Genomic DNA, 19,360 nt, shown 5'->3' on the forward strand with positions numbered 1-19,360 from the left:
ATTTTATAGGGAGCATGTTTAGCGGAAAGGAGTCTGTATGATGAAAGAGCGGCACTTGACGGCGGCAGAAGTGGCACCGATCTGGACGGGGTTTCTGGGCGACAGCATGGCGAACGGCGTGCTGCGCTACTTCATCGCCACGGCGGAGGAACGCGAGGTCAAGGATCTCCTCAAATATGCGCTCGGGATGACGGAAGATCATATGGCCTTCAAAAAAGAGCTCGAGAAGCGAGGCGAGATCGTGCTGCCGCTCGCGTTCTCCGAGCAGGATGTCCATGTGGACGCGCCTCGGCTGTTCTCCGATTTAATCATGCTCTATTACATGCGCCAAATGGGCATCGGCGGCACGGTGGCGTATTCGCTCGCGCTGGCGACTTCGACGCGGGCGGACCTGCGGGAATTCTTCAACCAGAACTTGAAGACCGCGGCCGAGCTGCTCGAGCGGGCGACGACGATGCTGTTGGATAAAGGATTTTATATGCGCGCGCCGATTCTTGCGCCGGCGCCGGCGGAGAAGGTGCGGAAGGAAGGGTGGCTGAACGGGCTGCTAGGCGACCGCCGCCCGCTGAACGCCGTGGAGATCACGCATCTGCATTTGAACACGCTCAGCAACGGGCTGGGCAAAGCGCTCATGATCGGCTTTTCTCAGACGGCTAAATCCAAGGAAGTGCGGGATTTCACGATTCGCGCCCGGGATATCGCGTCCAAGCATATCGACGTGTTCAGCCAATTCTTGAAGGATGATCAGCTACCGGCGCCGGGCGCGTTCGAAGCGGAGGTGACGGCCTCCACGGAGGCGCCGTTCACGGACAAGTTCATCTTATTCCACACGCTCTCCCTGACCGCGATCGGGATCGGCAATTACGGTTCGGCGGCCTCCGCGAGCCCGCGCCGGGATTTGGCCTCGGCCTACCTCCGCTTCGCGGCCGAGGTGGGCACGTTCGCGGACGACGGAGCCGAATTAATGATCGAGAAGGGCTGGCTCGAGAAAATTCCGGGCGCGATCGAACGCGACGCTTTAATTCCATCGTAACGGGTGAATGTCATGACCAAATCGGAGCAAATTGAAAAGGTTCTATGGAGCATCGCACTGCCAGGGTTTGGTCAATTGCTGAAGAAACATTACTTAACCGGTGTGATTCTCATTGCCGCCGAACTGCTGATCAATGTCAATGCACATTTAAATGAAATCATTATGTTGAGCTTCCTCGGCGAGATCGAGGAGGCCGTGCGCACGGCGAACTACCAATGGCTGCTCTTCTACCCGTGCTTCTATATGTTCGGCATCTGGGATGCGTACCGGATTCCCGGTTCGGGCAGAGGGTTCTCCTTCACGGCCTCCGTCATGGCGGCATACTGCGCGACGGTAGGCGTCTTTTACTCCAAGAATCGGATATTCGGCGTCGTCTGGGGCCCCGTCTGGCTGCCCATGATCGGCTGCTTCGTCGGTCTGGCGGCGGGTCTGCTGCTGCAGCAGGTGCTCAAGAGATGGCGGAAATCGTAAAGCGCGGCCGTTTTCGCCCGCCCGGAAGCCTGCCGGTTGCCCCGGCGGCTGACGGAAGGAGGATAGCGGCGACGATTGTGGAGGGAAAGAAGAGGAAGGCAGGGGATGGCGCGCAGGTTGTGATTGGAAAGGCTTGCGCGAAAGGGACGTATGCAGTAAACTGAACTTATATGTAATTGGTTAATCAATAAAAATAGAGGAGGAGGAGCGACATATGGCGAAAAGCACGGGTACGTCCGCGAACCGCCGGACGGATATCGTCGCCGCGGCCATCGACGTGTTCGCGGAGATCGGCTATTACCGGGCGACGACCGCGCAGGTGGCGGAACGGGCGAACATTTCGCAGCCTTACGTATACCGGTTCTTCACGAAGGAGTCGCTGCTCGTCGAAGCGCTCGAGGTATCCTGGCAGCGCGTTCGGCAGGCATTCGAGCGCGTGATCGCCGCCGAGGCGCCGGAGCGGCTCGAAGAAGCGCTCATTCAGGCGTATGAAGCGATCATGGCTTCCCATCGGAGCGAAATATTGCTGCAGATGCAGGCGCAAACGATTCAAGAGACGCCGGTCCGCGAGGCGATGCGCCAAGGGATGCGCGGCGTGATCGAGCTTGTGGAGGGCGCCTTCGAACAGAGCGGCGCGCCGGACGCGGCCAAGCGTACGAGCGACTTCATGGCCAGAGGCCTGTTGTGTAACGTCTCGTTGGCGCTGGACATGCCGGGTCTGCTATACAAGGGACATCGGGAGTAGCCGGCGGAGAACGGAGAAGGACGGGCGCGAGATGGACCGGTTCGTTCGTCGCTTCGGTACGAGAGCAGATTAGGCAAAAGAGAGTCGCCTTCGTGCGGCTGCCCTGTTCGCGGCGCGCATCATGCGCGTTATCGAGAGGGGGAGCTGCTTACGCGGGCGGCTCTCTTTGGCGTTGCGCCGGACAATATCCCGAATGACCGTTACCTTAGCCGGTACACGCGCGCCTCATATGGCCGCAGCGATACCTCCATGATGTCCCATTCGGCCATCAGCGGGTAGTTGCCGAGGATAACGTCGCGCGCGTCATGGCGCAGATGATCCGGCAGCTGCAGCCACGAATCGATGGCGGTCAAGTTGAGCATCACGAGCCATCGCTCGCCGCTTGCGGCCGTGCGCGTATAGGCGTAGATATGCTCGTGCCACTCCGCGAACGCCTCGTAACGGCCGTAGACGAGCACGTCCGGATGCGCCTTGCGCAGCGCGATGAGCCGACGGTAATAAGTGAAGACGGAATTCGGATCGTCGACCGCCTGCGCCGCGTTGATCTCCCGGTAGTTCGGATTGATGCCGATCCACGGCGTGCCGGTCGTGAAGCCGGCGTTCGCGCCTCCGGTCCACTGCATCGGCGTTCGCGCGTTATCGCGGCTTTTGCGGTGAATCGCTTCGAGCATGCGGGCCGGATGGACGCCGTGAAGTTCCACCTGCTCGAAATAAGCATTGCGCGTGGCGACGTCGCGGTAATCCCGGATCGACGGGAAATACGTGTTCGTCATGCCGAGCTCCTCGCCTTGATACACGTACGGCGTACCCTTCAGCGTATGCAGCAGCGTAGCGAGCATTTTGGCCGACGCGACCCGGTGCTCCCGGTCCTGACCGAAGCGCGACACCGCGCGCGGCTGGTCGTGATTGTTCAAATACAGGCTGTTCCAGCCTTCGTCGGACAGCGCGAGCTGCCATTTGTGCAGAATTCCCTTCAGCTCGCGGGGCGACCATCCGGCGCGGAACCAGTCCCCGCCGCCCCCGTCGATATCCACGTGTTCGAACTGGAACACCATGTTCATGCCGTAGGCCGGGTCGCCGGTATAGCGATGCGCTTGCTCCGGGGTGACGCCGGGCATCTCGCCGACCGTCAGCAGGCCGGGGCGCGCCGATAACGCCTGCTCGTTCATCTCCGCCAGAAATTCGAGGAACCGGGGCCCGCTGACGAAATAATCGCCGCCCCACGCGTAACGCGCGCCGCCGTGCCGCTCCGCGTCCGGAAGCTCCTCCGTCTTCGAGATGTAGTTGATGACGTCCATCCGGAACCCGTCGATGCCTTGCCCGATCCACCAGCGGATCATATCGTACAGCGATTCTCGCACCTTCGGATGAGTCCAGTTCAAATCGGGCTGTTTGCGCGAGAACAGATGCAAGTAATATTGTCCGGTTACCTCGTCGAATTGCCAGGCGGAGCCGCCGAAGACCGATACCCAGTTGTTCGGCTCCGAGCCGTCCGGTTTCGGATCGCGCCAGATATAATAATGACGGTAAGGATTGTCCCGCGAAGCGCGCGACGCCTCGAACCACGGATGCTCGTCGGAGGTGTGATTGATGACCAGGTCCATGACGAGCCTCATGCCGCGCTCATGCAGACCGTCGCGCAGCTCCCGCCAATCGTCCATCGTGCCGAACTCCTCGGCGATCTCCCGGTAATCGCTGATGTCGTAGCCGTTGTCGTCTCCCGGGGAACGGTAGATCGGGCTCAGCCAGACGACGTCCACGCCGAGCTTGCGCAAATAATCGAGCTTGCCAATGATGCCGCGCAGGTCGCCGATGCCGTCACCGTTCGCGTCCATGAAGCTGCGCGGATAAATTTGATAAACGACGGCTTCCTGCCAGTGCTTGGGCGTAATCGTCATGCGCGTCTTCATAACCGCCTTTCTGCTGCGAAATCCAGATGATGGTAGTGTATGACAATCCAGGCTTGAATAAACATGGCCCTGGTTGTTGTCTGAATGCGATGAAACAAAGCGAGCGATACGATCGTCCAATGTATAGAGGTGAAGAAATTTCCGGGAATCGGACGGACGGACGGCCAAAAGTTTGGCGCGCAGTATACATGCTTTTTACGAGGAGTCTCATGATGCGCGAATGGTGCTCTGGGAGGGGAAGTTATAAAAAAAGCAGCGGTTATGCCCATTCTGATGTTCGCTCTTGTATTCATAGTCGATTATCTGGGGCACGGCTTGATCAGCTTCAAGCTAATGCCCCCGAAGGCAAACTTGGTCTATACGGACGTAAGATCCGCCGCAGCGAACGATTCAACTTCTTACCCGTTCGGTGCTAGCGAAAGTAAGGGAGGCGTCGTATATGTTCATGAAAGGGAGCAGCTTGGCGATGCACAGCGCTATACCTTTGCCACGCTTACGGTCGATATCCGGAATCGTAACTATGTCGGCATGAAGAACGTAACGTTGGCTTTGCTGTCGAAGTCGTCTGGCCAGCATGGCGCTGTCTCTTATTTGAAGGACGTTCAATACGTGGAGATAGCGCCATTCTCATCGGGCAAGACCAGTATATCCATCCTTCTGTCTGGAACGGATCTGGGTAACGAGGCGGTAAGGCGCAGACTGGAAAACTATTCCTTGGAAATGAATTGGGATAGGATGGAACAAGCATACGATCTCGTAGATCTTCTTGGCGATTAGGCAAGATGTACGGCGGCGAAGCGGTGACGTTCCGCACGAGAAGAGCGGCGTAATGGAGGAGGGTACTCGAATGCGGGCGAGAAGTTACCTATGGCTGGCGGCGATAAACGCCGTTTTCGCGTATGCGTACGTGTTGTGGAGCCGGCTGGCGCATTACGCGATGGAGGGCTACGTGCCGCTTGCCCTGCTCGCGGCCGGGTTCTCCGCGGCGGTCGTAGCGCCGATCGTCGTCAACCTGTGGCGGGCCAGCCGGGCCGGCCGTTATTGGTGGCAGGCGCTCGCGACAGCGGCGGTTTGCTGGCTGATTCTATTTCTCGATCCGCTCGTCATGCCGCATTATCGATCGTGGGCCAATCAGGAGGCGATGATGCTGGCGATGCGGATCCTGGCGCATTTCAATCCCAATCTGTAGGCGGGTAGTGCCAGACCTGCGGCAACAAGGGGAATCCGCTGCTTTCCCCTAGTCTCGACCATCGCCTGCCGGGCGATGGTTTTGTATTTCTCCGGAATGAAAATTAAAAAAAACTCTCGCAAGCTGATATAAATCCCGGCGGTCGTCCGTCTTCCTAATAGCTGCAGCCGAAAGGAGGCTAAACGAATGGAATTTCCGGAAACCGAATATTTTCAAACGATATTCTTCGAACATTACCCGATCGTTCGGCGCAAGCTCGCGGCGCTCGTGCGCGACGAGGCGGCGGCCGACGATTTGGCGCAGGACGTCTTCGTGAAGCTGTACCGCAATCCGCCGGACGATCCCGCCGCCATCGGCGCCTGGCTTCACCGGGTGCTGACGCGGGCCGGCTATGACTATATGGACAAGAAGGCTAGGGAGCGCAAGCTTCAGAACAAGCAGGAGCAGTTGTACGGGGGCGAAGCGGCCGCCGTCTCCGGCGAGGAGGAGCTGCTGCGGCAGATGGACCAAGAAGAGGTGCGGGGGTGGCTGGATGCGCTCCCCGAGCGCGACCGGCAGGTGCTGTTGCTTCGACACTCCGGATACAGCTATGCGGAGATCGCCGAACGGCTGAACGTCCGCCTTCCCGTCGTCGGCACGCTTATTCAACGGGCGACCGAGAAGCTGAAGCAGAGCGCGGCGAAGGCGGGCCTGCCTGACGCGCTGGGCAGAGGCTGATGCGAGCCTAAGCCGCGCGAAGAAGACCGGTTTAACCAAAAGAGAGAACACGGAGTTATAAAGGAGGAAGCGCGAATGCGCACGGAACCTTTCGATAAGACAAACGAGAACGAGCGTACCGAAGAAGCGTGGCGGAAGCTGCAGGAGAAACTCGCGGGCGAGAAGGCCGGCGGGCAGTGGGCGGCATGGGCCGAAGCGGCGAAGCGCGCGGAGCAGCATAAGCAGGAGCATGAAGACGGCGGAACTAAGGCGGGCAGCGTATTCGCGGCACCTGAATGGCCGTCGATGGAGAAGGCTGACGGCATGGCGGTTGCCAAGAGCGCGGCCGCGTCGGAACAGCCGGTCCGCAAGCGCATGCGGATGAGCCGCCGGCGCAAGTGGGGCGCGGCCGCCGCGGCGTGCTTGCTGCTCGGGACGATCATCGCGACGCCGGCGGGCAACCAGGCGCTGGCGGCGATTCTGAACCAGTTCCGCGCTCAGCAGATTACGGTCGTGAACGAAGAAGATTTGCGCAACCTATTCGAGAGCGTGGCCGGCAGCGAAGCGGGCATCCGCGAAACGGTCAACAAATTCGGCACCTATACGACGAAGAGCGGTCAGGTAGAGGGCGAGTATCCCGTCGAGGAAGCGGAGCGGCTGCTCGGCTTCAAGCCGGTTGTCGCCGAGGCAGCGGGTCTGAAGGTGTCCATCTCGCCATCGACGACGATTACCTTTAATCTGAACGTGGACGAAGTGAACGCCGTTATGAAGCGGCTGGGGGCAACGACGCTTATGCCGGAGGCGATCGACGGCAAGCCGGTCGCGCTGGAGCTTGGCGAGCGCGCCTATTACGACGGCAAAGCGCTTGGCGCCAAGGGCGAAGAGTGGGCGTACTTGTACGAGCAGAAAGCGCCGGTCGTGACGGTCGATCCTTCCGTTCCGGTCGACAAGGCGCTGGATGCCGTGCTGGACTTCCCGCTGCTGCCGGAATACCTGAAGCGGGATTTGCAGCAAAGCCAAATTCTCGAGGGCAAGCTCCCGATACCGATGCTCGAGGGACAGCAGACCGAGAAGCTCGACGTAGAGGGGACGCAGGTCGTTCTGAATACGGACGGGGACCGGGATGGGGACGGCACGAGCTTCAGCGCCGTGTGGATTCATGACGGGCGCCTGTTCGAGCTCGAAGGCGGCAATCTCTTCAAGACGCGCGAAGCGATGCTGCAGAAGATCGGGGAGCTGATCGGATGAGCAAAGCGGCGGCGATCGAAGCCGTAAATCTGACGAAGCAATACGACAACGGCCGCGGCTGCCGCGACGTCTCGATTCGCGTAGGGAAAGGGGAAGCCTTCGGCTTCCTCGGACCCAACGGCGCGGGGAAGAGCACGTTCGTCAAAATGCTGGTGGGGCTCGTGACGCCGACCTCCGGCCATGCCCGTTTGCTCGGCGAGCCGATCGGCACCCTGGCGGCGAAGCGGCATATCGGCTATTTGCCGGAATTGTACCGCTATCAAGAGTGGCTGAGCGGCGAAGAAGTCGTGCGGCTGCACGCGAAACTGTGCGGCATCCAGCGCAAGGTCGCGGACGAGCGCGTGCCGCGGCTGCTGGAGGAAGTCGGACTCGGCCTGCGGGGGCGGGACCGGGTGAAGAACTACTCCAAAGGCATGCAGCAGCGGCTCGGGCTCGCGTGCGCGCTCGTGAACGATCCGGCCATCGTGTTCCTGGACGAGCCGTCCTCGGCGCTCGATCCGATCGGCCGCCGTGAAGTGCGGACGATTCTGGCGAGGCTGAAGGCGCAGGGCAAGACGATTTTCCTAAACTCCCATCTGCTCGAGGACGTCGAGGCGTTGTGCGACCGGATCGCGCTGCTCAACAACGGCGTCATCCTTCGCCACGGCAGCGTGTCGGAGGTCATTCATACGCGAACCCGCTGGCTGTTCAAAGTCGGCGGGTTGTCGCCTTTGCTGCTGGAAGCGCTGCGCGAGGCGACCGGTCTTCCGATTCGACTGGCGGCGGGACGGGAGAACGCGCCGGATAGCTTGAACGGACTGGCGCCGATCTGGATGGAAGCGGAGCTGGATAACGAAGAGCAGGCGGGCTGGATGAACGCGCTCATCATCGAGCAGGGCATGACGCTGTACGAGGTGGCGAAAGCCAAAGAACGTCTGGAGGAATGGTTCGTCGAAGCGGTCTCCGGCTTGAGCCAGAGGGGGGAGAGGGCATGATTACCATTATGACGATGACGTGGAAGGAGCTGCTGCGCAAGCGCGTGCTCGTGCTGACGCTGCTGATGACGGCCGTGTTTCTGCTTGCCTTCTGGTTCGTGGCCGATACGCTCGGTTACCGAAACATGGGCGTCTTCAACCGCAGCGGGGACATCGATCTGATCGAGCAATTCACCCGCGGCGCGTTCATTCTGATGCTCGGTTTCTTCTTCGGCGGCTTCGTGCTCGCGTTCCTGGCGATCTTCAGCTCCTTCTCCGCGATCGCGGGCGAAGCCGAGCAGGGCGTCATGCAGGCGATGCTGCCCCGGCCGATCCCTCGCTGGAAGTGGTTCGCGGGCCGTTGGCTCGGTTTCGTCTCGCTCGGCGTCGGCTACGCGCTCGTGCTGTTCGTCTCCATTCTGGCCGTGACGAGCGCGCATGCCGGCATCCCGCGCGATCCCGCGCTGCTCCTCCGTTCGTTCCTGCTGTTCGCTTCGGTCGTGCCGCTGATCATCTCCGTCTCGATGCTCGGCTCCGGCTTCTTCTCGGCGCTCGGCAACGGCGTCTTCATGACGATGCTGTACGGGGCGGGCTGGCTGGGCGGCATGATCGAGAAGCTGTCCGGTTCGCTGGATTTGGACGCGCACCTCATGCAGCCGCTGAACACCATCACCGGCTTGATGTCGCTGGCCATGCCGGCGGACGCGATTCAGCGCCAAATGCTGGCGGAGCTGCTCAGCTTCGATCAACTGACGGACTTCGTGCCGTTGACCGACAACATTTTCTCCTTGTTCGCGTTCGGCAATTTGCCGTCGGCGAGCTTTATGATCTATACGGCGATCTACGGAGCGGGCGCCTTCGCGTCGGGCATGCTGCGCTTTCAGCGCAAGGACTTATAGCCTTGCCCGTGCGGCGGATGCAAGCCGCCTTGCCAAGTCCAGCTTCATTCCCTGCCCGCAAGGCAGGCGGGATGAGGCTCTTCGGCATGCCCTGAACGGCCGATGAAGAGTATCAAACTGGGATGAGTAGGGTAAAAAGGAGGAAGAATGTCCAGGCGCGCGCTGCCTGCCCGCCCTCGCGAAATTGAAAGCGAGCGGGCGGATGGCGCTTATCCGGCTTGGTTGAAGGAGAATCGACGATTCCATGGAACTATTCCTTACCGTACTCGCCCTGCTCGCCGTCATCGGCGTATCCGACGTGCTGCACCGGTTCCTCCCGTTCGTTCCCGTGCCGCTCATCCAAATCGGGCTCGGCGCCTGCGCCGTGCTGCTGCCGATGGGCTTGCACGTGGAGCTGGAGCCGGAACTATTCTTCGTCCTGTTCATCGCCCCGCTGCTGTTCAACGACGGCAAGCGGACCCCGCGCGAGGATCTGTGGAACTTGCGCGCGCCCATTCTGCTGCTGGCGCTCGGACTCGTGTTCGCGACGGTGCTGATCGGGGGGTACGTCATTCATTGGATGATCCCTTCGCTGTCGCTGCCGTCCTCCTTCGCGCTGGCCGCGATTCTGTCCCCGACCGACGCGGTCGCCGTCGGCGCGCTCGCCAAGCGGATCCATCTGCCCAAGCGCATCCTGCGGCTGCTCGAAGGAGAATCGCTCATGAACGACGCCTCGGGCCTCGTGGCGTTCAAGTTCGCGATCGCCGCCGCCGTCACCGGGGAATTCTCGCTGCCGAAGGCGGCCGGCAGCTTCCTGCTCATCGCGGCCGGCGGGCTGCTGGTCGGCGCGGTGCTCGGCTACCTGCTCATCCAGCTGGGCTTCTTAATCCGTAAGCTCGGCATGGAGGACGTCACGACCCACATGCTGCTGCAGCTGTTAACGCCGTTTATCATTTTCCTCGTTAGCGAACATCTCGGCCTATCGGGCATTCTCGCCGTCGTGGCGGGCGGCGTCATCCACGCGATCGAGCGGGACCGGACGGCGTCGCCGCATTTCAAGCTGCAGGTCGTCTCGGCCAGTACGTGGTCGGTCGTCATTTTCGTGCTGAACGGGCTCGTCTTCGTCATCCTCGGGGCGACGATTCCGGAGGCGATGCATACGATTTTCGAGGACAAGTCGATCAACAATGGGCTGGTGCTGGGCTACGTGGCGGTGATTACGCTGCTCTTGATCGGCATCCGGCTCGTCTGGCTGCTTGTGTTCTCGAAGGAATCGGCCATCAAGCCGCTGCTCGTCACGGCGATCTCCGGCGTGCGCGGCGCGATTACGCTCGTCGGCGCCCTGTCGATTCCGCTCGTCATGAACGACGGCACGCCGTACCCGCAGCGCGATCTGATCATTTTCCTGGCGGCCGGGGTCATCCTGTTCTCGCTCGTGCTGGCGAGCGTTCTGCTGCCGTTGCTGACGAGAGGCGAACGGGAGGAGCAGCCGGAGGAGGAGGCGGAGCTGTCGCTGAAGGAGCATATGATCAACGCCAGCTTGAACCTGCTGCGCGGGAAGGGCGTCGAAGGACAAGCCGATCGCGGCGCGGCCGCCGCGTTCCTGCGCCATGTCGATCGAGTGCAGCAGCATCAAGGGCAGTGGTCGGACCCTGGCCTGCGCCGGCTGGAGACCGAGCTTCGCATGATCGGCGTTAGGGCCGAGCGGGAGGAATTGGGCCGGCTCGCCCAGAATGGAGTAGTAACCGCGGACTTGGCCAGCCGTTTCGGCGAGTTGCTCGACCGGATGGAGGCGCTGCTCGCCGGGCGGTTGAACGTCCCGTTGCAGCAGTCGTGGACGGAGATGCGCCGGCTCATGTCGCGTTTGTTCGCCGAGACGGGTCAGACCGGAGGCGAGGTCAGCACCGCGGAGTGCATCTCCATTATGGATGCCCGCCTGCTGATGGCGGAGGCGGGCATGAAGGCGATCGAGCAGGCGCGCAATAAGCGCAACGACCGAGCGGCGCAAGTCGTCATCGCGCACTACGAGCTGTTGATCGCCAGGTTGAAGCAGGCGAAGCCCGGCGATGCGGCGGACGAGGACGGCATCAACGTGGATCTGCAGATGAAGGCCGTCCAGGAACAGCGCAATTACGTGGAGCAGCTGGTGGAGAGCGGCGAGATCAACCGGAGGCTGGCCGTCCGGCTCCGGCGGTTCGTGAACGAACTGGAAACCGCGATATTAGAAGATTGACCGCGATCGGGGCGGAGCGCCAGCACTCGTCCCGGCGGTCCGAGCAGAGAGGAACGATAGGAATCATGGGCAAAGAAATCGAACGCAAATATTTGCTGGACGCCTTCCCGGAAGCGGAAGTCGCCAGCGGCGCGCTTAAAGTGCTGTCTCGCCAGACCATCTACCAAACGTACCTCGCTTACTCGGAGAAAGAGGAGATTCGCGTGCGGCAGATCGAGGACGAACAAGGCGGGCGGACGTACACGCATACGTTCAAATCCGGCCACGGCATGGTGCGCGAGGAGATCGAATACGCGATTTCCGGCGAGGTGTACGAGCAACTGCTCCGCCGTACGAAGTTGACTCCGCTCATGAAAGTGCGCACGACGGTGGATTGCGACGGCGCGAAGTTCGAGATCGACGAGTACAAGCAGGTGAACTTGACCGTCGTGGAGGCGGAGTTCGCCGATCTGTCCGCCGCCCAGTACTTCATCCCGCCGGCTTGGTTCGGCCGCGAGCTGGGCGCGGAGGACGAATACCGCAACAAGACGCTGTGGCTGCAGCTGCAGACGGCGGAATAGCATCTACTGGAGGGGGCCCATAAGTCATCGAAGGTGACGTTGGGATCGCCCTCTTTCTCTTTTGCACGGCGTGCGCGCTTGCTAATGCCGCGTATTGAATTATAGTAAAAGTAGCCCTCCGCATGGACTGCGACGTTCATTAACTTACGCCAGGAATACCGCTTTGGGCCTGGCACCGCTGCTCTTCCGGCCTCCAATGGCAAGAACGGCTATAACGAAACATTACCAGCAATTAAGCGTTGACAATGCTTTGTCCACCGTGATAACTTTACGAAGTACGATTTGAAACTATTGGAAACCACCAGAGAGGAGCGATTCGAGATGTTGAACACGACTATCCACTTTATGACTGCCGTCCATTTGGATGATCGCCGTAACGTTCAACAACTGCATACGTTTCGTGACCTCCTTGATGAGCGCTTTCGCGTGGATCGGCAGATTCAGGCTTAAGGCTACCTATACGGATTCAAGGCGCTTGTCACGAATTTCTCGTGGCGTGCGCCTTTTCTATTGCGGGCTGAAAACACATCGCTGACGAGCGGTGTGTTTTTTCTTTTATATACAATCACATGCTATGGATAGAAGAGAGGGGATTAACCTCATGTTTGCGGTTATGCATAAACTAGGCTGGTTTTTTAAGCAAGAATGGAAACGGTACACGATAGCGCTTATCCTGCTGACGATCTGCGGCATTATCGAAGTGTTCCCGCCGATGATGGTGGGCAACACGATCGACAGCATTCAGCTGGGCACGGTCTCGTGGGACAGCGTCACGCTCACGATCGTGCAGTTGATCGTGCTGACGGTCATTACGTATTCGATTAGTTACGTCTGGATTTACCAGTTATTCGGGGGCGCGAACGTCGTCGAGCGGCTCATGCGATCGAAGCTGATGCGGCACTTCCTGCGGATGACGCCGTCGTTCTTCGAGAAGAACCGGACGGGCGACCTGATGGCGCGGGCGACCAACGATTTGCAGGCGATCGGCGCCACGGCGGGTTTCGGCATCCTGACGGTCATGGACTCGTCGATTTGGATGGTGACGCTGCTCGTCACGATGACGGTGTTCGTCTCGTGGAAGCTGACGCTCGTGTCCATCCTCCCGCTGCCGATCATGGCGGTATTGGTCGGTCTGTACGGCAAATGGATTCACAAACGGTTCACCGAAGCGCAGGACGCGTTCGGCGACATGAACGACGGCGTGCTCGAGACGATCTCCGGCACCCGGGTCATCCGCGCATACGTGCAGGAGAGGGCGGCGGAGCGCCGCTTCGACGACGTGACCGAGGACGTGCTGCAGAAGAACCTGGCGGTCGTGCGCATCGACGCGCTGTTCGAGCCGACGGTCAAAATTTTCGTCGGGGCGAGCTACCTGATCGGTCTCGGCTACGGCGCTTATCTGGTGTATCACAACGAGCTGACGATCGGCGGCCTCGTCGCCTTCAACGTCTACCTCGGGATGCTGATCTGGCCGATGTTCGCGATCGGCGAGATGATCAACGTCATGCAGCGCGGCAACGCGTCCCTCGACCGGGTGAACGAGACGCTCGGCCATGCGCCGGACGTGCCGGACCCGGTCGACGCGGTGCGGCTATCGGGACCGGACGAAATCGCGTTCGAAGGCGTCACGTTCCGCTACCCGTCCTCGACCGTGGACAATTTGCAGGGCGTGACGTTCAAGCTGCGCAAAGGCGAGACGCTCGGCATCGTCGGGCGGACCGGCAGCGGCAAGACGACGCTCATCAAGCAGCTGCTCCGGGAATATCCGGCGGGCGCGGGCGCGATCACGATCGGTCGGACGCCGATCGAGCGCATCGACATGGACCAGCTGAAGTCCTGGTACGGCTATGTGCCGCAGGAGCAGTTCCTGTTCTCCCGGACGGTTCGCGAGAACATTCTGTTCGGTGCGGAAGGCGCGGACGAAGAGAAGCTGCAGCAGGCGATCGCGGCCTCGGCGTTCAAGAAAGACCTCGCCTTCCTGCCGAGCGGGCTCTCCACGCTCGTCGGCGAGAAGGGCGTCGCCCTCTCGGGCGGGCAGAAGCAGCGGGTGTCGATTGCGCGCGCCCTCATCGCCGATCCGGAGATTCTCATGCTCGACGACGCCATGTCGGCCGTCGACGCGCGGACGGAAGCCGAGATTATCGCGAACATCCGCCGCGAACGCGCCGGCAAGACGACGCTCATCTCGACGCACCGCCTCTCCGGGGTGCAGCACGCGGACTGGATCGTTGTCCTCGACGAAGGGCGCGTCATCGAAGAAGGCACGCACGAAGCGCTGATGGCCCAAGGCGGCTGGTATAAAGAACAATATGAAACGCAGCAAATGGAAAAAGCAAGCGAATAGAAGGCGGGTGAAGCAACAATGAGCATGGAAGCGAGCGAGCAATACGATTTGGATATCGACAACAGGATGGCGGGCAGCAAGAGCGCGACCATCAAGCGGTTGTTTAAATACGCGCTCAAGGGCCGGACGCAGCTGATCGTCGCGCTGCTGATGCTGCTGGTCTCCGTCGGCACGGAGCTGGCGGGGCCGCTGGTCGCCAAGCAGCTGATCGACGTCCACATTTCGGGCATCGAGAAGCCGTGGTACGCCACGCAGGCCGATGACCGGTATACGGTCGAATACGGAGGCCTCGCGTACAAACGCGGGGACCACGTCGAGGAGGGCGAGGCGCGCGGGCAAGAAGCGCGCATTTTCCAAGTAGGGAGCGGTTATTACTTTATTCCGTCGGCCGTCGCGTTCGACGGCCGACGCGAGCTGCTGGCGGACGGTCGGGTGCAAATCGCGCGAGGCCAAGAGACGGCGGCTTACGAGGCGCAGCGGCTGAGCAAAGCGGAGCTGTACCAGTTCTTCAAGCCGGAGCTGGCCGGGCTGATCAAGCTGTGTTGGTACTATTTCGCGCTGATTCTGCTCTCGGCGGTGTTCGCGTACGGACAGCGGTACTTCCTGCAGGCGTCCTCGAACCGGATTATCCGGACGATGCGCCGGGACGTCTTCGGCCACATTAACAAGCTGCCGGTCAAGTATTTCGACAATCTGCCGGCAGGCAAAATCGTATCGCGGATCACGAACGACACGGAATCGATCCGCGAGCTGTACGTCACCGTGCTGGCGAACTTCTTCACCGGGACGATCTACATGCTCGGCATCTTCGCGGCGCTGTTCGTGCTTGACGTGAAGCTGGCGACGATCTGTCTCTTCATCGTGCCGCTCCTCGTCATCTGGGTCATCTTCTACGGCAAGGTCGCGCAGAAGTATAACCGGATCATCCGCTCCACGCTGAGCGAGATCAACGGCCGGATCAACGAATCGATCCAAGGCATGGGCATTATCCGCGCGTTCCGCAAAGAGAAGAAGATGGAGCAGGAGTTCGAGGCGTTCAACGAGGAGAACCTTCGCTACAAGCAGAAGATGCTGAGCCTCAACTCGCTCACGGGCCATAACCTGGTCAACGTTATTCGTAACGCGGCTTACGTGGCGCTCATCTGGTATTTCGCCGGCGGGACGCTGACGACGCCGGGCGGCTTCGTAACGCTGGGCGTGCTGTACGCGTTCGTCGATTACTTGAACCGGTTGTTCCAGCCGATCGTCAACATCGTCAACCAGCTGCCGAACCTCGAGACGGCGCTCGTCTCCGCGGAGCGGGTGTTCGTCCTGCTGGACGAGGAAGGCGTCGACGTCGCCGACGAGCGCATGCCGCGCTACAAAGGCAACGTGAAGTTCGAGAACGTCACTTTCGCCTACAAGGAAGGCGAGAACGTCCTGAAGAACATCGAGTTCGAGGCGAAGCAGGGCCAGACGGTCGCGCTGATCGGCCATACGGGTTCGGGCAAAAGTTCGATCATCAACCTGCTCTTCCGCTTCTACGACGTCGACCAGGGACGCATTACGATCGACGGCACGGACATTCGGGAGATGCCGAAGCAGACGATGCGCGAGCATATGGGCATCGTGCTGCAGGATCCGTTCCTGTTCACCGGCACGATCGCGTCCAACGTCTCGATGAACGACCCGCGCATTACGCGGGAGCGGATCGAGCAGGCGCTGAAGGATGTCGGCAGCGAGCAGGTGCTGAAGAACTTGCCGGGCGGCATCGACGAGCCGGTCATCGAGAAGGGCACGACGCTCTCGGCCGGCCAGCGGCAGCTGATCTCCTTCGCCCGGGCGCTCGCGTACGATCCGGCGATTCTGATCCTCGACGAAGCGACGTCCAACATCGATACGGAGACCGAAGCGCTGATCCAGAGCGCGCTGGAGGTCGTCAAGAAGGGCCGTACGACATTCGTCATCGCGCACCGCTTGTCGACGATCAAGAACGCGGACCAGATTCTGGTGCTCGACCGCGGCGAGATCGTCGAGCGCGGCAACCACGAGACGCTGATGGCGCGCGGCGGCAAGTACTATCAGATGTACCAGCTGCAGCAGGGCGAGTCTGCTCCCGCGCAGGAGAAGCCATCCGAAGCCGGACGGCAGCAGGCGCCGCGCGCGGGCCAGAGCGTCTACTCGGTCTAAACAGCGAACAGCATCACGACAACATCACATACGCCAAGAGCCGGACAGAATCAAGTGAAGCTTCGATTCCGTCCGGCTCTATTGTTTTATTCGCTCCAGCCGTCGACTGCCGCTCAGACGGCCGTCTAATCTTTGCGCGCGCGCTTGCTGGCGTACATATTCGCGTCGGCGACCTTCATCAAGTCGTACAGGTCGCCGCCGTCGCGCGGATAGAGCGCCGATCCGATGGATACCTGGATGCGGACGCCCATTTGCTTCGAGACTTCCGTCAGCTGGTTTTCCAGCCGCGCCAATATCGCTTGAAGACCTTGGTCGTCTTTATGGTGGCCGACGACGACGAATTCATCGCCGCCCCAGCGGGCGACGAGGTCGCTGCCGCGCGTGGAGGCGACGAGCACTTCGCCGATCGCCGCGAGCACCCGGTCCCCTTTGGCGTGGCCGTCGCGATCGTTGATCTCCTTGAAATTATCGCAGTCGATGACGAGCAGGAACAAGCTGGTGTTCATGCGGGATGCGAGCGATTTCGCTTTTTCGAACGCCTTGATCAGGAAACGGCGATTATATAAGTTCGTGAGCACGTCTTTATCGGAGTAGTATACCGCGCGGTCGTATTGCAAGCCTGCGAGAAGGGCAAGCACGCAGAACAAAGGATAGCCGAGCAGGTCCAGGATGTCGACCGAGCCGTCGCGGAAGTAATAATAAACCATATATAGCGTATGCACCGATAACACCGTGCTTAACGCGATAATTCGTCCTGTATATTTCATGAATGCACCTCGTGGTTGGACTGCCGGGCAGCGATCATTATACTACAAGATTACGGCGGGGAATCGGATTTGGCGCAAAACGAAGGTTAGCAAGTGTTACCAATCGTTGTTTGCCGTTGACTGCGGGAAGAATCCAGCCTATTGCCATTCGTGGATATGAGGGGATGTCAGGAGCAATCCTGTAATTATAGATGACGAGTTAGGAATAAGGGAGTGGAGTGAAAATGGCTGTACACGAACAAAACCCAGGCGCGGAAGCGACGCTGCGGCAGCTCATCTGGCCGCTGCTCGCGGTGATCATCGGCATGATTATGGTCATCCTCGACAGCACGGTCGTCAACGTCGCGCTGCCGCGGCTGGTAGAAGATTTTAATTCTAGCGTGCCTACCCTGCAGTGGGCGGTGACCGGCTATACCTTGGCGCTCTCGGCGGTCATTCCGCTGGCGGGCTGGATGTCCGACCGGTTCGGCGCCAAGCGGATTTTCTTGACGACGATCGTCTTCTTCACGCTGGGCTCGATATTGTGCGGACTCGCGCAGTCGCCGGAGCAGCTCATTCTGTTCCGCGTCATCCAAGGACTCGGCGGCGGGATGGTCTCGCCGATCGGATTCGCGATCGTCTTCCGTCTGGCGCCGCCGGGGAAGATGGGCTCGATCATGGGCATGCTCGGCATTCCGATGCTGCTGGCGCCGGCGCTTGGCCCGATTCTGGCCGGTTATCTCGTCGATTACGTCAGCTGGCATTGGATCTTCATGATTAACCTGCCGATCGGCATCGTCGCGTTCCTGTTCGGGATGCGGTTCCTGCCGCGCTTCGAGAGCAAGGCGGTGCCGAGCCTGGACATTCTCGGGATGATTCTGGCGCCGATCGCGTTCGCGATGCTGGCGTTCGGCGTCAGCGAGGGCGGCACGGACTGGGGTTCGGCGCGCACGCTGACCGGCCTGATCGTGGGCGGCACGGCGCTCGTGCTCTTCATCGCCGTGGAGCTGCGCAAGCGGGAGCCGCTGCTGGAACTGCGCGTCTTCGGCTCCTCCGATTTCACGCGCGGCATCATCATCGCGTGGGTCGCGCAGATCGCGCTGTTCGGCTCCATGCTGCTCGTGCCGCTTTATCTGCAGAACGTCGAGCAATTCAGCGCGCTGAAGACCGGCGTCATCCTGCTGCCGCAGGCGTTGTTCGCGGCGGTGGCCATGCCGATCGCGGGCAGATTATACGATAAGATCGGGGCGCGCCCGCTCGTCATCACCGGGCTTTGCTTGGTGACGGCGGGGCTGTTCCTGCTCTCCAGGCTGTCAGTGGATACCGGCATTCCCTATGTCTTGACGGCGCTCGCGATGATGGGCGCGGGCATGGGCATGACGATGATGCCGATCAATACGCACGTGCTGGCCTCGGCGCCGCGCCATCTCGTTACGCGGGTGACGCCGTTGACGACCGCGGCGCAGCAGGTCATGGTCTCCTTCGCGGTCGCCGGGCTGACCGGCTTCCTGACGTCGGAGATCAAGGACAACATCGCCAAGGGCGGCGACCCGCTTCATGCCGCCGTCGCGGCGTACGACGATACGTTCTTCCTGGCGGCGGGCATCGCGCTCGTCGGCGCGGTGCTGGCGATCGTGCTGCGCAAGCCGAAGGCGCAGGAGCAGGCCAAGGCCGAGACCGAAGGCGGCAAGGGCGGCGCGGATGCGGCCGCGATGATGGGTCACTAACGCGGCGCGCAGAGACCTGCCGGTTCACGCCGAGCGTGGTCCGCGGCAGAATGAAGAGAGCTTGCGAATCGCCGGAGAGGCGGGGCGCAAGCTCTCTCCTTCATTATTGGCGAGTCACGCAACATACGGGAAACAATAGAAGTTGTCAACGCCGCCATGACGTGGTATCTTATTAAAGTGACTAATTGACCAAAAATGAAATTTAGTCAGAAAGGCCAATTGGTTTGCGTGCCCGATCGGAGATTGGGGATGCAGCATTTGGCGCGAAAGGCCAATTGGTTTGCGTGCCCGATCGGAGATTGGGGATGCAGCATTTGGCGCGAAAGGCCAATTGGTTTGCGTGCCCAATCGGAGATTGAGGATGCAGCATTTGGCGCGAAAGGCCAATTGGTTTGCGTGCCCGATCGGAGATTGGGGATGCAGCATTTGGCGCGAAAGGCCAATTGGTTTGCGTGCCC

The 19,360-nt window shown here is 60.7% G+C and carries 18 protein-coding genes; 16 read left to right on the forward strand and 2 right to left on the reverse strand.

The window, feature by feature from the left end; genetic code table 11:
* The first annotated feature begins 40 nt into the window (after positions 1–40).
* From BCM02_RS30670 to BCM02_RS30680, 3 genes are all read left to right on the forward strand, one after another.
* Complete coding sequence (locus BCM02_RS30670; protein WP_148932948.1) at positions 41–1,033, forward strand: DUF3231 family protein; 993 nt, start codon at positions 41–43, stop codon at positions 1,031–1,033.
* Positions 1,034–1,045: 12 nt separating this feature from the next.
* Positions 1,046–1,504, forward strand: coding sequence for a hypothetical protein (locus tag BCM02_RS30675; protein ID WP_148932949.1), 459 nt, complete (start codon positions 1,046–1,048; stop codon positions 1,502–1,504).
* 214 nt (positions 1,505–1,718) lie between these two features.
* On the forward strand, positions 1,719–2,249 hold the full coding sequence (locus BCM02_RS30680; RefSeq protein ID WP_148932950.1) for a TetR/AcrR family transcriptional regulator: 531 nt from the start codon (positions 1,719–1,721) through the stop codon (positions 2,247–2,249).
* Positions 2,250–2,449: 200 nt separating this feature from the next.
* Here the strand turns inward: BCM02_RS30680 and BCM02_RS30685 are convergent, their stop codons facing one another.
* Positions 2,450–4,159, reverse strand: coding sequence for an alpha-glucosidase (locus BCM02_RS30685; RefSeq protein ID WP_281288258.1), 1,710 nt, complete (start codon positions 4,157–4,159; stop codon positions 2,450–2,452).
* Between the two features lie 261 nt (positions 4,160–4,420).
* On the opposite strand from BCM02_RS30685, the gene BCM02_RS30690 reads away from it, so the two are divergent.
* From BCM02_RS30690 to BCM02_RS30735, 11 genes are all read left to right on the forward strand, one after another.
* The gene (locus tag BCM02_RS30690) at positions 4,421–4,936 is read left to right on the forward strand and encodes a hypothetical protein (protein WP_148932951.1); all 516 of its coding nucleotides are present in this window, start codon (positions 4,421–4,423) and stop codon (positions 4,934–4,936) included.
* A gap of 70 nt (positions 4,937–5,006) precedes the next feature.
* Entirely contained in the window at positions 5,007–5,348 is a 342-nt protein-coding gene (locus BCM02_RS30695) for a hypothetical protein (protein WP_148932952.1), read from the forward strand.
* 186 nt (positions 5,349–5,534) lie between these two features.
* On the forward strand, positions 5,535–6,065 hold the full coding sequence (locus tag BCM02_RS30700; protein ID WP_148932953.1) for a sigma-70 family RNA polymerase sigma factor: 531 nt from the start codon (positions 5,535–5,537) through the stop codon (positions 6,063–6,065).
* A 75-nt stretch (positions 6,066–6,140) separates the two neighbouring features.
* On the forward strand, positions 6,141–7,292 hold the full coding sequence (locus tag BCM02_RS30705; protein WP_148932954.1) for a hypothetical protein: 1,152 nt from the start codon (positions 6,141–6,143) through the stop codon (positions 7,290–7,292).
* Positions 7,289–8,266, forward strand: a complete 978-nt coding sequence (locus BCM02_RS30710; protein WP_148932955.1) for an ABC transporter ATP-binding protein — start codon at positions 7,289–7,291, stop codon at positions 8,264–8,266. The genes BCM02_RS30705 and BCM02_RS30710 overlap by 4 nt, the downstream gene beginning before the upstream one ends.
* Positions 8,263–9,144 (forward strand): ABC transporter permease, encoded by an 882-nt coding sequence (locus tag BCM02_RS30715; RefSeq protein ID WP_148932956.1) that lies wholly within the window; start codon positions 8,263–8,265, stop codon positions 9,142–9,144. Before BCM02_RS30710 ends, BCM02_RS30715 begins: the two co-directional genes overlap by 4 nt.
* Positions 9,145–9,388: 244 nt before the next feature.
* Positions 9,389–11,356: a Na+/H+ antiporter gene (locus BCM02_RS30720; RefSeq protein ID WP_148932957.1), complete on the forward strand. Its 1,968-nt coding sequence runs from the start codon at positions 9,389–9,391 to the stop codon at positions 11,354–11,356.
* Positions 11,357–11,421: 65 nt separating this feature from the next.
* Complete coding sequence (locus tag BCM02_RS30725; RefSeq protein WP_148932958.1) at positions 11,422–11,916, forward strand: CYTH domain-containing protein; 495 nt, start codon at positions 11,422–11,424, stop codon at positions 11,914–11,916.
* 321 nt (positions 11,917–12,237) lie between these two features.
* On the forward strand, positions 12,238–12,366 hold the full coding sequence (locus BCM02_RS36420) for a hypothetical protein (RefSeq protein WP_281288259.1): 129 nt from the start codon (positions 12,238–12,240) through the stop codon (positions 12,364–12,366).
* A gap of 151 nt (positions 12,367–12,517) precedes the next feature.
* Positions 12,518–14,260, forward strand: coding sequence for an ABC transporter ATP-binding protein (locus BCM02_RS30730; protein WP_148932959.1), 1,743 nt, complete (start codon positions 12,518–12,520; stop codon positions 14,258–14,260).
* 24 nt (positions 14,261–14,284) lie between these two features.
* Positions 14,285–16,429, forward strand: a complete 2,145-nt coding sequence (locus tag BCM02_RS30735; protein WP_148933027.1) for an ABC transporter ATP-binding protein — start codon at positions 14,285–14,287, stop codon at positions 16,427–16,429.
* A gap of 125 nt (positions 16,430–16,554) precedes the next feature.
* On the opposite strand, the gene BCM02_RS30740 is transcribed toward BCM02_RS30735, so the two are convergent.
* A complete protein-coding gene (locus tag BCM02_RS30740; protein WP_148932960.1) occupies positions 16,555–17,196 on the reverse strand; it encodes a GGDEF domain-containing protein in 642 nt (213 codons plus the stop codon).
* Between the two features lie 224 nt (positions 17,197–17,420).
* Here BCM02_RS30740 and BCM02_RS30745 point away from each other — a divergent pair, with 224 nt between their 5' ends.
* Both BCM02_RS30745 and BCM02_RS35735 read left to right on the forward strand, forming a co-directional pair.
* The gene (locus BCM02_RS30745) at positions 17,421–18,902 is read left to right on the forward strand and encodes an MDR family MFS transporter (RefSeq protein ID WP_148932961.1); all 1,482 of its coding nucleotides are present in this window, start codon (positions 17,421–17,423) and stop codon (positions 18,900–18,902) included.
* A 249-nt stretch (positions 18,903–19,151) separates the two neighbouring features.
* Positions 19,152–19,360: hypothetical protein (locus BCM02_RS35735; RefSeq protein ID WP_222871040.1), on the forward strand; the 209-nt coding region annotated here is incomplete at its 3' end.

The sequence above is a fragment of the Paenibacillus methanolicus genome (genome assembly GCF_008124765.1).
GTDB classification, from domain to species: Bacteria; Bacillota; Bacilli; order Paenibacillales; family Paenibacillaceae; genus Paenibacillus_Z; species Paenibacillus_Z methanolicus.

Excerpts from the sequence above, each read along its gene's own strand:
- BCM02_RS30695 (WP_148932952.1), top strand. The coding sequence starts at position 5,007 with ATGCGGGCGAGAAGTTACCTATGGCTGGCGGCGATAAACGCCGTTTTC.
- BCM02_RS30710 (WP_148932955.1), top strand. The coding sequence starts at position 7,289 with ATGAGCAAAGCGGCGGCGATCGAAGCCGTAAATCTGACGAAGCAATAC.
- BCM02_RS30685 (WP_281288258.1), bottom strand. The coding sequence starts at position 4,159 with ATGAAGACGCGCATGACGATTACGCCCAAGCACTGGCAGGAAGCCGTC.
- BCM02_RS30670 (WP_148932948.1), top strand. The coding sequence starts at position 41 with ATGAAAGAGCGGCACTTGACGGCGGCAGAAGTGGCACCGATCTGGACG.
- BCM02_RS30700 (WP_148932953.1), top strand. The coding sequence starts at position 5,535 with ATGGAATTTCCGGAAACCGAATATTTTCAAACGATATTCTTCGAACAT.
- BCM02_RS30680 (WP_148932950.1), top strand. The coding sequence starts at position 1,719 with ATGGCGAAAAGCACGGGTACGTCCGCGAACCGCCGGACGGATATCGTC.
- BCM02_RS30725 (WP_148932958.1), top strand. The coding sequence starts at position 11,422 with ATGGGCAAAGAAATCGAACGCAAATATTTGCTGGACGCCTTCCCGGAA.
- BCM02_RS30735 (WP_148933027.1), top strand. The coding sequence starts at position 14,285 with ATGGAAGCGAGCGAGCAATACGATTTGGATATCGACAACAGGATGGCG.
- BCM02_RS30730 (WP_148932959.1), top strand. The coding sequence starts at position 12,518 with ATGTTTGCGGTTATGCATAAACTAGGCTGGTTTTTTAAGCAAGAATGG.
- BCM02_RS30740 (WP_148932960.1), bottom strand. The coding sequence starts at position 17,196 with ATGAAATATACAGGACGAATTATCGCGTTAAGCACGGTGTTATCGGTG.
- BCM02_RS30720 (WP_148932957.1), top strand. The coding sequence starts at position 9,389 with ATGGAACTATTCCTTACCGTACTCGCCCTGCTCGCCGTCATCGGCGTA.
- BCM02_RS30690 (WP_148932951.1), top strand. The coding sequence starts at position 4,421 with ATGCCCATTCTGATGTTCGCTCTTGTATTCATAGTCGATTATCTGGGG.
- BCM02_RS30745 (WP_148932961.1), top strand. The coding sequence starts at position 17,421 with ATGGCTGTACACGAACAAAACCCAGGCGCGGAAGCGACGCTGCGGCAG.
- BCM02_RS30705 (WP_148932954.1), top strand. The coding sequence starts at position 6,141 with ATGCGCACGGAACCTTTCGATAAGACAAACGAGAACGAGCGTACCGAA.
- BCM02_RS30675 (WP_148932949.1), top strand. The coding sequence starts at position 1,046 with ATGACCAAATCGGAGCAAATTGAAAAGGTTCTATGGAGCATCGCACTG.
- BCM02_RS30715 (WP_148932956.1), top strand. The coding sequence starts at position 8,263 with ATGATTACCATTATGACGATGACGTGGAAGGAGCTGCTGCGCAAGCGC.
- BCM02_RS36420 (WP_281288259.1), top strand. The coding sequence starts at position 12,238 with ATGTTGAACACGACTATCCACTTTATGACTGCCGTCCATTTGGATGAT.